The organism is Nocardioides zhouii (assembly GCF_004137345.1).
Classification (GTDB): domain Bacteria; phylum Actinomycetota; class Actinomycetes; order Propionibacteriales; family Nocardioidaceae; genus Nocardioides; species Nocardioides zhouii.
The window spans coordinates 102,111-116,172 of sequence record NZ_SDWV01000009.1 but is presented as its reverse complement, the minus strand read 5'-3'; the positions used below and the strand labels follow the sequence as shown (position 1 = coordinate 116,172).

Below are 14,062 nucleotides of genomic sequence, written 5' to 3'. Positions count from 1 at the left end.
GCGGTCTCAGACGCGGGTGCCGACGGCGATGAGGTACTCCTTCTCGAAGCGTGCCGCGTCGGTGGTTCCGCGGTTCCAGGTGTCGCAGAACTCGTCGAGGGCTGCGTCGAACTCCGCCGCTCGACCCTCCCGTTCGGCGTTGGCACGCACCGCGATGGTGGGGCCGTAGTAGGCCTTGAAGTGCGCCGCGTAGTCGTGGGGCTGGGTGAAGGCGGTGATCTCGAGGGTCTGCTTCTCGAGCGTGTGGAGCTCGACCCGCCCACCGAACAGGCCACGCAGGTGCTCCTCGCTGCCCCACAGCGGCGGCGGGGATGCTCCGGGAGGCGGCGGCGGCGCGAAGGGCTTCATCGTGGCGAAGAGCGCTCCGAGCATCCCTTCCGGAGTCCAGCTCAGGAGGCCGATGGTCCCGCCGGGTCGGCACACGCGTACGAGCTCGTCGGCCGCCGCCTGGTGGTGCGGCGCGAACATCACGCCGATCGACGACATCACGACGTCGTACGCCGCGTCGTCGAACGGCAGGGCTTCGGCGTCGGCAGGGACCCACGTGAGGTCGAGCCCCGCGGCCTCCGGCCGGGCCTGGCCGGCGTCGAGCAGCTCGGGCGTCAGGTCGCTGGCCGTCACCGTCGCACCGCGCTGCGCAGCCGGGATCGAGGCGTTCCCCGTTCCGGCTGCGACGTCGAGGACGCGCGTGCCGGGCTCGATGGGACACGCCTCGACCAGGCGCGGTCCGAGCGGGAGCAGGAACGTGTCCACCATGTGCGGGTAGTCGCCCGATGCCCACATGGTGCGGTGTCGGGCCTTGAGCTCGCTGTCGGCTGTCTGGATGGTCATGGTCTTTCCTCTCGGGTGGTGGTCCCTCCACCCTCGCGCCGTCGACCCCCGGAACACATCGGGCGAATTCCCCATCCCGTCCCTACACTCAGACGATGGAGGCACCGGCCGACGCGCTCGAGGCCGGCCGACGCGCGTTGGCGCTGGCCCAGTGGGCGCTGGCGCGAGAGTCCTTCGAGACGGTCCTGGTCGCGGACGACTCCGCGGAGGCGCGAGAGGGTCTCGGGCTGGCGTTGTGGTTCCTCGGCGACGTCGCCGCCGCGATCGACTCGCGCTCACGCGCGTTCGAGCTGTACGCCGAAGCCGGCCGGTGCGGTGATGCCGCGCGCACTGCCGTGTGGGTGTCCCACCAGCACGTCGTCGGCGGTCGTACGTCGGCCGCGCGGGGATGGCTGGGTCGCGCGGAGCGGGTCCTCGACGCCGAGTCGGAGTGCGAGGGGCACGGCTGGGTCGCGGTGGAGAAGGCACGGCACGCCACTGACCTCGAGGAACGGATCGCCCACGGCCTCCGTGCGGTCGACATCGCCCGGAGGTTCCACGCCGGGGACCTGGCGATCTTCGCCCTCAGCGTGGTGGGCCGGGCCCGCGTCGAGGCAGGTCACGTCGAGGACGGCCTGCTCCTGCTGGAGGAGGCGATGGCCGGCGCGACGGGCGGGCAGGTGGGCAACGTCCACACGCTGGCCGAGGCCTACTGCAACCTGATCCTCGCCAGCACCAGCGCCGGTGACTGGGTGCGAGCCAACGAGTGGTGCCAGCACGTCGACGCCTTCGCCCGTACGCACACCGCCGCTCCCCTGTTCGGCACGTGTCGGGGCGTGCACGCGGACGTGCTCTTCGCGACCGGGCACTGGGTCGAGGCGGAGCAGGCCCTCGACACGTCGCTCGTCACCCTCGAAGGGTGCCTGCCCGCGCTGGCGGAGCCGTCGGTGACGTCCCTCGCCGAGCTCCGGCTCGGCCAGGACCGGCTGGACGAGGCGGAGGCGCTGCTGGCAGGACGTGAGGAGTCGCCCTCGGCGCTCCGCGTGCTCGCCCTGCTCCGGTTGGCGCAGCACCGACCGGAGACGGCGGTCGTCCTGCTCGAACGAGCACTGCGCCAGGCCGCTGGCGGGGTCGTCGGGCGGGCCCGCGTGCTGCTCACCCTGGTCGAGGCACGGGTGGAGCTCGCCGACCTCACGGGAGCCCGCGCCGCAGCCCAGGAGCTGACCGAGCTCGCCCATGCGTCAGGTATCAGCGTGGCGACCGCGCAGGCCGAGCTGGCCCACGGACGCATCGCCCACGCGGAAGGACGTACGACCGACGCGGCGGAGCGCGCACGCGCAGCGCTGAGCGGCTTCTCGGACCTGGCCATGCCCGTGGACGCGGCGGAGGCCCGGCTGCACCTGGCCCGGGCGCTCCTCGACGACGCTCCGGACGTCTCCGAGGACGAGGCGCGCACCGCGCTCGCGGTCTTCGAGAGGCTCGGTGCCATCCGGTCCGCCGAGGCGGCTCACGCCTTCCTCGGCACGGCCGGGGCGGCCGGGAGCCGGGCACGCCACCTGGCGCCGCTCACGCCCCGCGAGCAGGAGGTGCTCGAGCTCATCGCCCAGGGCCTCTCGAACGCCGCCATCGCGACGTCGCTGGTCATCTCCGAGAAGACGGCTGGGCACCACGTCAGCCACATCCTGACCAAGCTGGGGGTGCACAACCGTACGGAGGCCGCCGCCCGCCTGAACAGGCGGTGAAGCTGGTGGAGCAAAGGTCGCACCGCGGACAGCTCGCTGCGAGGGACCAGATCGCGTCCCAGCGCCGGAGCCCTGAGATCTCGGCCGCAAATTGCGGTCCTCGGCGCTCGCCCGCGCTACGGTGTACATACACCCCCAGATGCTTCGGCTACTGGTTAGAAGGCTCCGCTTCGGCGGAGCCTTCGGAATTTCCGGACCACTTCCGAGGCCGGTGGAACGTCCCGACATCGACCCGAAGGACATCTGGGAGCTGAGATGCTGCCACCGCCTCCGGCGTGACATGGCGGTGAAGAGTTGGGTTTGTCTGCTTGAGTTCGTTGCTCGCACGTTTGGGCTGCATCGGAGACAAGAGACCGACTTCGCGATTCAAGTCTTCGCGCACCAGCCTGAGCGGCATGACGAGATCGGAGTCGTTCGTCAGCACGACGAACAAGTCCGCGTCGCCGTGCATGGCGTCAACGAGCAACCGGCTCGCCAGTGCGACATCAGATCCCTTCTCCTCCGTCTTCTTGACCCGCACCCGGCGCGGGCTCCCGTCTGGCTCCCACTCCGTCGGGTGCACGGGCATCACTCGTGGGTCGATCCGGAACTTCCCAAGTTCCACAGTCGTCCGCGGAAGGCTTCGGAGCGCGCGGAGATACACCTGCTGGCGTTGCGGGGACGTCGCATCCGCTCCGGGGAGCGCCTTGATCACCGCCGTGAAGTACCGGACGCGCACAATGTCGTACTCAGGAAGCAGATGCTCAGCGAGCGCCTCGACGTTGAGCCACTTGAGCTCGGGACGCCCCGCCAGCAGTCGCCGATAGAGGTTCAGGCCGTCGATATAGACCGACGCCGTGGGCTTGACGTGCGGCGGCTGCTGACTCATCGCTTGATCCTCGCAGAGACTCTCCTCGCCGGACGGCGGCCGAGGCGACAACGCGTCTTGCCTCGCCCCTCCTCGAACAGGATCAGAAGCAACACGCATAAAAGCCCGGGCCGCTGGCCCGGGCGTCCAACGGACTCACATGTCGCGACTCAGCTGTCACCCATGTCGCAACTCAACACAGTGGTGGAGCCCGCTACCAGTTGCGCAGGCGCGGGTGGGTGAAGCTGGTGGAGCCTAGGGGACTCGAACCCCTAACCCCCTGCTTGCAAAGCAGGTGCGCTACCAATTGCGCCAAGGCCCCGTGAGGGTCGGCGCGGAGCGCCGGTGAGCGTCAGGACTTGTGGACGGTGTCCGTGGCCTCGGCCCAGAGGGCCTGCTCGTTCTTGCCCTCGTCCATCTTCTTCTTCGCGATCGCGGCGCCGGCCGCGGCGAGGATGACCAGCAGGAGCTTCTTCATGCGGTTCTCCTCAGCGAAAGGTGGGACGACGAACAAGGATGGAGTGGGCCTAGGAGGACTTGAACCTCCGACCTCTTCCTTATCAGGGAAGCGCTCTAACCGTCTGAGCTATAGGCCCGCAGTGCCGCTGTGCGGCGACGCCGAAGATTACCTGACCGCGGTCAGGCGGAGCCAATCGAGGGGGTTTCGGGGCTCGCTGGCGCTCGCACCTCAACCGGCGAGGAGTGAACTCACTTCTCGTCCTCGGCGAGGGTGACCTCGATGCCGCCCAGCAGGGCGGCCGCGAGGTTGTAGAGGAAGGCCGTCAGGGTGGCGATCGCCGTCAGCAGGATGACGTCGAGCACCGAGACCAGGAGCGTGAAGCCGAGCACCCGCGACATCCCGACGTAGTCGGTGACGTCGAAGGTGGAGTTGCCGCTGTCGCCCTCGACGATGCTCGCGACGGCCGAGTTGATCGAGTCCCACACGCCGGCGGCACCGAGCACCGACCACACCATGAAGATCGCGACGAAGGTGACGACACCGAAGGCCACAGACAGCAGGAACGAGGTCTTCATGACCGACCAGGGGTCGATCCGCGTCAGCCGAAGGCGCGCCCGGCGCGGCTGCCGACCCGGCGTACGCGAGGCGCGGCGGCCCCGCGAGGACCCGGTCGCCGCGCTGGCGCGGTGCTCCTGGGCGGCGTTGGACATCGTGTCCTGCAGCCGCTCGGTCAGGGACCTGCGGGCAGGTTCCTTCTCGGGGGCACGACGGGCTGCGTCACTACCGGGGGGCGCGGTGCGGTCCGACATGGATCACTCCTCGGTGTTCTTGTCGCGGCTGAGGTCACTCGCATCGAGCGAGCTCTCGACAGGCGCCTCGACAGCATCCTGACCATCGATTGTTGCACCGTCGACGACGTCCGGCGATTCGACAGCAGCCTCGGCTGCTCCCTCGGTGACCTGATCCGTGGCCTCCTCGATGACCTTGGCCTCCACCGAGCGGGCCACGACCGCGACCGAGTCGCCCGACTTCGGCGTCACGAACTTCACGCCCATCGTCGAGCGGCCGGTGGGCCGGAAGTTCGCGTCGATCGGGCTGCGGACGACCTGGCCATTGCTGGTGATCGAGAGGACCTCGTCCTCCTCCTCGACGATGAACGCGCCGACCAGGCCGCCGCGGTCCTCGTTGGCCAGCGACATCGCCTTGATGCCGATGCCGCCGCGGGACTGCAGGCGGTAGTCGCTGATCCGGCTGCGCTTGGCGAAGCCGCCGTCAGTGATCGTGAAGACGTACTGCTCCTTGACCTCGTCGGACTCCGACGCGTCGCCCTCGACGGCCTCCTCGGCCGCGACCTGCGCGGCGCGGATGACCGACATCGACAGAAGGGAGTCGCCGTCGCGGAACTTCATGCCGCGTACGCCGCCCGTCGCGCGACCCATCGGCCGCAGCTGGTCGTCGTCGGCCTGGAACCGGATCGACTGGCCCTTGCGGGAGACGAGCAGGATGTGGTCGTCCGCGTCGACCAGCTCGGCGCCGATCAGCTCGTCGTCGTCCTCGCGGAAGTTGATCGCGATGACGCCGGCCTGGCGCGGGCTGTTGTAGTCGCCGAGCTTGGTCTTCTTGACCAGGCCGGTGCGGGTGGCGAGCACGAGGTAGGGAGCCTGCTCGTAGTCGCGGATCGCCAGCACCTGGGCGATGTCCTCGTCGGGCTGGAAGCTCAGCAGCCCGGCGACGTGGCCGCCCTTCGCGTCGCGGGCGGCCTCGGGGAGGTTGTACGCCTTGGTGCGGTAGACCCGACCGGCGGTCGTGAAGAACAGCAGCCAGTGGTGGTTGGTGGTCGCGATGAAGTGCTGGACGACGTCGTCGCCGCGCAGCGTCGCACCGCGTACGCCCTTGCCGCCGCGCTTCTGGAGCCGGTACTGGTCGGCGCGCGTGCGCTTGGCGTAGCCACCGCGGGTGATCGAGACGACGAGGTCCTCGTCGGGGATCAGGTCCTCCATGGAAAGGTCGCCGTCGGCGGCGATGATCTGCGTACGCCGGTCGTTGCCGTACTTGTCGGTGATCTCCTTGAGCTCGTCGGAGATGATCTGCCGCTGGCGGGGCTCGTTGGCGAGGATGTCCTCGAGGTCGGCGATCACGCGCTCGAGCTCGGTCAGGCGGTCCAGGATCCGCTGGCGCTGCAGGGCCGCGAGCTGCCGCAACTGCATCTGCAGGATCGCGTCCGCCTGGATCTCGTCGATGTCGAGCAGCTCGATGAGGCCGGTGCGGGCCTCGTCGACGTCGGGGCTGCGCCGGATGAGCGCGATGACCTCGTCGAGGGCATCGAGCGCCTTGGCGTAGCCGCGGTAGATGTGGGCCTGACGCTCGGCCTCGGCGAGGCGGAAGCGCGTACGCCGCTGGATGACCTCGACCTGGTGGGTGACCCAGTTGGAGATGAACTGGTCGACCGGGAGCGTGCGCGGCACGCCGTCGACCAGCGCCAGCATGTTGGCGGAGAAGTTGGTCTGGAGCTCGGTGTGCTTGAACAGGTTGTTGAGCACCACGCGAGCGACGGCGTCGCGCTTGAGGACGATGACCAGGCGCTGGCCCGTACGCGAGCTGGTGTCGTCGCGGACGTCGGAGATGCCCTGGATCCGGCCGGAGTCGGCGAGCTCCGCGATCTTGAGCGCCAGGTTGTCGGGGTTGACCATGTAGGGCAGCTCGCTGATGACCAGCATGGTGCGGCCCTTGGCGTCCTCGTCGATCTCGACGACGGCGCGCTGGGTGATCGAGCCGCGACCGGTGCGGTAGGCCTGCTCGATGCCCTGGCGACCGACGATCAGGGCGCCGTTGGGGAAGTCGGGGCCCTTGATCCGCTCGATGATCGCGTCCTGGAGCTCCTCGCGCGTGGCGTCGGGGTGCTCGAGCGCCCACGTCGCGGCCTCGGAGACCTCACGCAGGTTGTGCGGCGGGATGTTGGTCGCCATTCCGACCGCGATGCCGGCCGAGCCGTTGACGAGGAGGTTCGGGAAGCGCGACGGCAGGATCGTCGGTTCCTGCGAACGCCCGTCGTAGTTGGGGCGGAAGTCGACGGTGTCCTCGGTGATGTCGCGGACCATCTCCATGGCCAGCGGCGCCATCCGGCACTCGGTGTAACGCATGGCGGCGGCGGAGTCGTTGCCCGGCGAGCCGAAGTTGCCCTGTCCGTTGATCAGCGGCGAGCGCAGCACCCACGGCTGCGCGAGGCGGACCATGGTGTCGTAGATCGCCGTGTCGCCGTGGGGGTGGTACTGACCCATCACGTCACCGACGACGCGGGAGCACTTGGAGAACCCGCGGTCGGGGCGGTAGCCGCCGTCGTACATCGCATAGAGGATGCGGCGGTGCACGGGCTTGAGCCCGTCGCGTACGTCGGGCAGCGCGCGCCCGACGATGACGGTCATCGCGTAGTCGATGTAGGACTGCTGCATGAGCGTCTGCAGCTCGATCGGCTGGATGCGCTCGTCGCCGAAGCCGAAGCCGTCGTTGCCGCCGCCGGTGTCCGTGGGGATCTCGGTCATGTCTGGTTCTCTCCTGCGTTCTATCGATGTCTAGGGCTGGTCGTAGATGCGGCTAGCGACCTAGATATCGAGGAAACGGACGTCCTTGGCGTTGCGTTGGATGAACGACCTGCGCTGCTCGACGTCCTCGCCCATCAGGATCGAGAAGATCTCGTCGGCCTGGGCCGCGTCGTCGAGGGTGACCTGCTTCATCAGGCGGGCATCGGGATCCATCGTGGTCTCCCAGAGCTCGTCGGCGTTCATCTCGCCGAGACCCTTGTAACGCTGGACCGGGTTCTCCTTGGGCAGCTTGCGGCCCTGGGCGAGCCCGTCGGCGAGCAGCGCGTCGCGCTCGGCGTCGGAGTAGACGAACTCGTGCTCCGCCGGCTTGTTCCAGCGGAGGCGGTAGAGCGGGGGCTGCGCCATGTAGACGTAGCCGTGCTCGATCAGCGGCTTCATGAAGCGGAAGAGCAGCGTCAGCAGGAGCGTGTTGATGTGGTGGCCGTCGACGTCGGCGTCGGCCATCATCACGACCTTGTGGTAGCGCAGCTTCTCGAGGTTGAAGTCCTCCTGGATGCCGGTGCCGAGCGCGGAGATGATCGCCTGCACCTCGGTGTTGGCGAGCACCTTGTCGATGCGCGCCTTCTCGACGTTGAGGATCTTGCCGCGGATCGGGAGGATCGCCTGGATGCGCGGGTCGCGGCCCTGGCGCGCGGAGCCGCCGGCCGAGTCGCCCTCGACGACGAAGACCTCGCACTCCTCCGGGTTGGTCGACTGGCAGTCGCTCAGCTTGCCGGGGAGGCCGCCGCCGCCGAGCAGGCCCTTGCGACCGCGGGCCAGCTCGCGGGCCTTGCGGGCGGCGATGCGGGCACTCGCGGCGGCCTGCGACTTGCGGACGATGTCGCGGCCCTCGGCCGGGTTCTCCTCGAACCACGCGCCGAGCTGGTCGTTCATGATCCGCTGGGTGAAGCCCTTGGCCTCGGTGTTGCCGAGCTTGGTCTTGGTCTGGCCCTCGAACTGCGGCTCGGCGAGCTTGATGGAGACGATCGCGGTCAGGCCCTCGCGGATGTCGTCGCCCGAGACGCGGTCCTCCTTCTTCTTGATCAGCCCCCACTCCTCGCCCCAGTGGTTGACCAGGGAGGTGAGCGACGCACGGAAGCCCTCCTCGTGCGTGCCGCCCTCGTGGGTGTTGATGTTGTTGGCGAAGGTGTGGACCGACTCGGTGTACGAGGCGTTCCACTGCATCGCCACCTCGAGGCTCATGTGGTTCTCGACCGACTCGGGGGTGTCGGCCTCGAACGAGATCACGGTCGCGTTGGCCAGGGTCTTGCGGCGGTTGAGGTGCTCGACGTAGTCGACGAGGCCACGGTCGTACTTGAAGACCTGCTCGAGGCCGCCGCCCTCGCCGCGCTTGATCGCGTCGTGGCCGGCGTTGTCGATGGTGTTGTCGATCGAGTCGTCCTGGACGGCGTCGACGCGCGACTCGGCGTCCTCGCGCTCGTCGCGTACGACGAACTCCACGCCCTTGTTGAGGAACGCCATCTCGCGCAGTCGCGAGGTGATCGTCTCGAGGTTGTAGTGGGTGGACTCGAAGATGTCCTCCGAGGCGTACCAGGTCACGGTCGTGCCGGTGCGCTCGCCGGCCTCCATCGGGCGGATCTGCTCGAGGTCGGCGTCGGGCACTCCGAGCTGGAAGGTCTGGCGCCACAGGTGGCCGCGGTTCTTGACCTCTGCCACGAGGCGGGACGACAGCGCGTTGACGACCGAGACGCCGACGCCGTGGAGACCACCGGAGACCTTGTAGCCGCCGCCGCCGAACTTGCCGCCGGCGTGGAGCATCGTCAGCGCCATGGTGAGCGCGGGCATCTCCTGCCCGGGCGCGGTGTCGGTCGGGATGCCGCGGCCGTTGTCCTCGACCCGGACTCCGCCGTCGGCCTGGAGCGTCAGGACGATCCGGTCGCAGATGCCCGCGAGGGCCTCGTCGACGCCGTTGTCCACGATCTCCCAGATGAGGTGGTGCAGGCCGCGCTCGCCGGTCGAGCCGATGTACATGCCCGGCCTCTTGCGGACGGCCTCGAGGCCCTCGAGGACGGTGATGGCGGAGGCGTCGTACTCGAAGTCCTCGTCGACCGCGTTGCTGCTGCGCTTCTCGACCGCCGCCTCGACCGCCTCGGCGATGGCCTCGGCGGGAGTGGGGGAGTCTGCGGGGGGCGAGTCGGTGGTCGGATCCGGGATGTTCTCGACGTTCTCTTCGCTCAAGGCATAGCCTTCTTCCCATCGCCCGTGACGGGCGTTCGACATGAGTCGAGTCGCGGCTGTTGCAGGGGCAACCAGGCGTGCGACTCGACTTGTCATACTACCGGTCAGGGCCCTCCAACCGAAGCACCCACCCCGCAGATGGGGTGGATCGGTGGAAAAAGTGGCCCTCAGGGGCCACATGAGGCCGGTTCAGAGGGCCGAACAGGGGGGTCGGTGGGTCCCCCTACCAACGCGAGGCCCGCAGATCGGCAGATCAGGCCTCTCGTCGCCGCGGCGCTCGATCATCCGTAGGTGTCGCGAGGACCGCGCCCGTCGCGACTGCTGAGCTTGCCCTTCTTCCAGCTCGGCAGGTGGGGCCCGAGCACCTCGATCGCCATCACGGTGCCGTGCCCGAGGTCCTCGTTGAGGCGGCGTACGACGCTGGGCGCGAGCAGCTTGAGCTGCGTGGCCCAGGCCGTGGAGTCGGTGCGGACGACGAGCCGGCCGTCCTCGAACGATTCGGGGGTGCAGTGGTCGGCGACCTCCTGGCCGACGAGCTCTGCCCAGCGACCGAAGACCCCCTGCACCTTGAGGTCGAGCTCCCAGCCGTGGCGCGCGATGAGCCGTCCCATCGCATCGTCGAGGAGCTGCGGGTCGCGGTCGTCGGGCCTGGCCCCGGAGGACCGGGTGAACGTACGCCGCCGGGGACCCGGCTTCTTGCGCGCCGGTGTGCCGGCGCTGGCGGCCGCGGCGCGCGAGGCCGACTTCGCGAGGTCGAGGCCGTCGGGCCGGTGCTCCGCCGGCGGCTCGGCCGCCGGCTCGCCCTGGCCCTCGGTGTCGTCGTCAGTCGTCACGGGTCACGGCTCCGTCGGCCACGAGGTAGCGCACGCCCTGGAGCGACGCAGGTACGTCGGCCGCGACCGCAGCGGTGACCAGTACCTGCTCGGCGCCGGCGACGAGCTCGGCGAGCTGGCTGCGGCGCTCGGCGTCGAGCTCGGCGAAGACGTCGTCGAGCACGAGGATCGGGTCGTCGCCGTCCGCGCGGAGCAGGTCGTACGACGCCAGCCGGAGGGCGAGCGCGAACGACCACGACTCCCCGTGCGACGCGTACCCCTTGACCGGCAGCCGCAGGTCGTCGGGCCCGGAACCGGTCCCGAGGGTGAGCAGCAGCTCGTCGCGGTGCGGGCCGACGAGCGAGATGCCGCGGTCGAGCTCGTCCTTGCGTTTCGTGGCGATCGCGTCGAGCAACGCCTGCTGGAGGTCGTCACCCAGCTCGATGCTGGCCTTGTACTCGAGGTCGGCGTCGTCACGTTTCGCGCCGCGGGCGACTGCCTCGTACGCCTTGCCGAGGTAGGGCCGCAGGTCCTCGACGAGCTGCAACCGCGCGCCGAGGATCTCGGCGCCGACGCGGGCCAGGTTGTCGTCCCAGATCTCGAGCGTCGACATCGCAGCGTCGCGCGAGGAGCCGCGGGCGATGCCGGCGGTCTTGAGCAGGCTGTTGCGCTGCCGCAGGATCCGGTCGTAGTCGGAACGGACTCCGGCCAGCCGCGGCGCACGCAGCACCAGCAGGTCGTCGAGGAGCTTGCGCCGGTCGGACGGGTCCCCCTTGACCAGGGTCAGGTCGTCGGGGGAGAAGACGACCGTACGCACCAGGCCGATGATCTCGCGCGGTCGAGGCAGCGGTGAGCGGTTGATGCGGGCGCGGTTGGCGCGACCGGGATTGAGCTCGACCTCGAGCAGCGCCGTACGACCCTCCTTCACGACCGACGCCCGGACGATCGCCTGGTCGGCGCCGGCCCGCACGAGCGGGGCGTCGGTGGCGACGCGGTGCGACGACAGACGGGAGAGGTAGTCGATCGCCTCGACGAGGTTGGTCTTGCCCTGGCCGTTGCGGCCGATGAAGGCCGTCGCCCCCGGCTCGAGCGCGACGTCGATGTCGGCGTACGAGCGGAAGTCGTGCAGGGTCAGGTGCGCGACGTGCAAGGGGGTCTAGCTCTCCTCGGCCTTCGGTGCGGAGGCCTTCACGGCGTGGCCGCCGAACTGGTTGCGCATCGCCGCGACGGCCTTCATCGTCGGCGAGTCGTCCTGCTGGGAGACGAAGCGGGCGTAGAGCGCAGCTGTGATGGCCGGGGTCGCGACACCGTGCTCGATGCCGGCCTCGACGGTCCACCGCCCCTCGCCGGAGTCCGCGGCGTAGCCGGCGACCTTGCTGAGGCCCGGGTCCTCGTCGAGCGCGTTGACCATCAGGTCGAGGAGCCACGACCGGATGACGGTGCCCTCGCGCCACGACCGGAAGACCTCGGTGACGTTGTCGGTGAGCTCGGCCTTGTCGAGCAGCTCCCAGCCCTCAGCGTACGCCTGCATGATCGCGTACTCGATGCCGTTGTGAACCATCTTGGAGAAGTGGCCGGCGCCGACCTTGCCCGCGTGCACCGAGCCGAAGTCACCCTCGGGCTTGAGGGCGTCGAAGGCGTCCTGCACCTTGGCGATGTCGTCCGCGTCGCCGCCGTACATCAGGGCGTAGCCGTTCTCCAGGCCCCAGACACCGCCGGAGACGCCGCAGTCGACGTAGCCGATCTTCTTCTCGGCCAGCAGCTCGGCGTTGGCGATGTCGTCGGTCCAGCGCGAGTTGCCGCCGTCGACCACCACGTCGCCCTCGTCGAGCAGGCCACCGAGCTCCTTGACCGTCGCCCGCGTCGGGTCGCCGGCGGGCACCATCACCCACACGACCTTGGGGCTGGGCAGCGCCGCGACGAGCGCCTCGAGGGAGTCGACGTCGCTGACGTCCGGGTTGCGGTCGAAGCCCACCACCGTGAGTCCGGCGCGGCGCATGCGCTCGCGCATGTTGCCGCCCATCTTGCCCAGCCCGACGAGTCCTATTTCCATAGTCAGAGACTAGCCGTGCACGAGGCACGAGTGCACGGCGTGTCGAGGGAGGTCGAGTGGCACCGCGACCGAGGAACGAGGTCGCGACGTGCTGTATCGAGACCCACATGATCGCGAGGTCTCGATACGCCACTTGCTCCTCGCGGCTACTCGACCAGCCGACGGGGCGTCAGCTCAACAGTCGCCGGGGCATCAGCAGGTAGCGGAACGTCTGGGCGTCGTCGGCGTCGGTGCCGGAGATGACGACCGGCTTGGTGGCCTGGGTGAAGGCGAGGTCCACGAACTCCCCGTCGATGGCGGTCAAGCCGTCGAGGAGGAACTGCGGGTTGAAGCCGGTGGTGAGGTCGTCGCCGTTGATGTCGGCGTCGACGGCCTCGGTCGCCATCGCCTCGTCACCGGAGCCGGCGTCGAGGACGATCTGGTTGTCGCCGAACTTCATCTGCACGGCGGTGTTGCGCTCCGCGACGAGCGCGACGCGCTTGACCGTCTCGATCAGCTCGGCCTTGTTGACCTTGGCGACCGTCAGGTGCTCGGCCGGGAAGAGCGAGCGGACCTTGGGGAACTCGCCATCGAGCAGGCGGGTCGTGGTGCGGCGTACGCCGCCGAGCCCGGTGCCCTCGAAGCCGATCAGGCCCTCGCCGGCACCGCTCGCGGCGAGCGCGATGGTGACCTCAGCGCCGGAGGTGAGCGACTTGGCGGTGTCACCGAGCACCTTGGCCGGCACCAGCGCGGCGACCGACTCGTCGGGCGACTGCGGGTTCCAGGTGAGCTCGCGGTGCGAGAGCCGGAACCGGTCGGTGGCGAGCAGCGCCATCGTCGAGCCGTCGATCTCGATGCGTACGCCGGTGAGCACGGGCAGCATGTCGTCGCGACCCGCGGCGGTGACCGCCTGGGCGACGGCGTGCGCGAAGTCGGCGCTCGAGACGGTGCCAGTGGCCGACGGCATGTCGGGCAGCGTCGGGTAGTCGTCGACCGGCATCGTCTGGAGGCTGAACCGGGCCGAGCCGCAGATCAGCGAGACGCGGGGGCCCTCGAGGGTCATCTCGACGGGCTTGGCCGGCAGGCTGCGGCAGATGTCGGCGAGGAGGCGGCCGCTGACGAGCGCCCGGCCCTCGTCGTTGACGTCGGCAGTGAGCGTGGCGCGGGCCGACGTCTCGTAGTCGAACGTCGAGAGCACCAGACCGGCGTCGCTCGCCTCGATGAGGAGACCGGCCAGGACCGGTGAGCTGGGACGGACCGGGAGGCTGCGGGCAGCCCAGGCGACGGCATCGGCGAAGACGTCGCGTTCGACGCGGAACTTCACAAGGTTCTCCTCGGAGGAGTGGTGGTGCGAGCAAGAGACGTGCAGACAGAGGCCACGCGCGGGCGCGTGGGAAGTGCATCCTGCCACGCGCACCCGACAACTCGGCAGGTTCTCCCCAGAGGAGGGGGTGTTCAGTGGTGGTGGGAGATCGGAGCAGTGTTGAGGTACGTAGTGGTCATAGGGTCGGTGGAAACTGTGGACAACCCGTGTTCGTGCAGGTCAGGGGTCTGGAAGCCTGTGTACGAAGGGTGTGGAGGC

At 69.3% G+C, this 14,062-nt stretch carries 11 protein-coding genes and 2 tRNA genes; 1 reads left to right on the top strand and 12 read right to left on the bottom strand.

Annotation, left to right across the window (positions count from 1 at the left end; translation table 11 throughout):
* Positions 1-6: 6 nt before the first annotated feature.
* The gene (locus tag EUA94_RS22920) at positions 7-831 is read right to left on the bottom strand and encodes a class I SAM-dependent methyltransferase (protein ID WP_129426879.1); all 825 of its coding nucleotides are present in this window, start codon (positions 829-831) and stop codon (positions 7-9) included.
* A gap of 95 nt (positions 832-926) precedes the next feature.
* Here EUA94_RS22920 and EUA94_RS10760 point away from each other — a divergent pair, with 95 nt between their 5' ends.
* Positions 927-2,552 (top strand): helix-turn-helix transcriptional regulator, encoded by a 1,626-nt coding sequence (locus EUA94_RS10760; protein ID WP_129426878.1) that lies wholly within the window; start codon positions 927-929, stop codon positions 2,550-2,552.
* Positions 2,553-2,700: 148 nt separating this feature from the next.
* Here the strand turns inward: EUA94_RS10760 and EUA94_RS10755 are convergent, their stop codons facing one another.
* The 11 genes from EUA94_RS10755 to dnaN form a co-directional block, all read right to left on the bottom strand.
* Positions 2,701-3,420 (bottom strand): NYN domain-containing protein, encoded by a 720-nt coding sequence (locus EUA94_RS10755; RefSeq protein ID WP_165356857.1) that lies wholly within the window; start codon positions 3,418-3,420, stop codon positions 2,701-2,703.
* Between the two features lie 225 nt (positions 3,421-3,645).
* Positions 3,646-3,721: transfer RNA gene (locus EUA94_RS10750), tRNA-Ala, on the bottom strand.
* A gap of 30 nt (positions 3,722-3,751) precedes the next feature.
* Positions 3,752-3,877 carry a DLW-39 family protein gene (locus EUA94_RS22630; protein WP_242494794.1) on the bottom strand — a complete coding sequence of 42 codons (126 nt, stop codon included), beginning with the start codon at positions 3,875-3,877 and terminating at the stop codon, positions 3,752-3,754.
* Positions 3,878-3,921: 44 nt separating this feature from the next.
* Positions 3,922-3,995, bottom strand: a tRNA-Ile gene (locus EUA94_RS10745).
* Positions 3,996-4,107: 112 nt separating this feature from the next.
* Positions 4,108-4,668, bottom strand: a complete 561-nt coding sequence (locus tag EUA94_RS10740; protein ID WP_129426876.1) for a DUF3566 domain-containing protein — start codon at positions 4,666-4,668, stop codon at positions 4,108-4,110.
* Positions 4,669-4,671: 3 nt separating this feature from the next.
* Positions 4,672-7,398, bottom strand: a complete 2,727-nt coding sequence (gyrA, locus tag EUA94_RS10735; RefSeq protein ID WP_129426875.1) for a DNA gyrase subunit A — start codon at positions 7,396-7,398, stop codon at positions 4,672-4,674.
* Positions 7,399-7,458: 60 nt separating this feature from the next.
* The gene (gene gyrB / locus EUA94_RS10730; RefSeq protein ID WP_422879896.1) at positions 7,459-9,612 is read right to left on the bottom strand and encodes a DNA topoisomerase (ATP-hydrolyzing) subunit B; all 2,154 of its coding nucleotides are present in this window, start codon (positions 9,610-9,612) and stop codon (positions 7,459-7,461) included.
* 305 nt (positions 9,613-9,917) lie between these two features.
* A complete protein-coding gene (locus tag EUA94_RS10725) occupies positions 9,918-10,469 on the bottom strand; it encodes a DciA family protein (RefSeq protein WP_129426874.1) in 552 nt (183 codons plus the stop codon).
* Entirely contained in the window at positions 10,459-11,598 is a 1,140-nt protein-coding gene (gene recF, locus EUA94_RS10720) for a DNA replication/repair protein RecF (RefSeq protein ID WP_129426873.1), read from the bottom strand. Before recF ends, EUA94_RS10725 begins: the two co-directional genes overlap by 11 nt.
* Before the next feature lie 6 nt (positions 11,599-11,604).
* Positions 11,605-12,501 (bottom strand): phosphogluconate dehydrogenase (NAD(+)-dependent, decarboxylating), encoded by an 897-nt coding sequence (gene gnd / locus EUA94_RS10715; RefSeq protein ID WP_129426872.1) that lies wholly within the window; start codon positions 12,499-12,501, stop codon positions 11,605-11,607.
* 169 nt (positions 12,502-12,670) lie between these two features.
* On the bottom strand, positions 12,671-13,804 hold the full coding sequence (gene dnaN, locus EUA94_RS10710; RefSeq protein WP_129426871.1) for a DNA polymerase III subunit beta: 1,134 nt from the start codon (positions 13,802-13,804) through the stop codon (positions 12,671-12,673).
* Between the last annotated feature and the right edge of the window lie 258 nt (positions 13,805-14,062).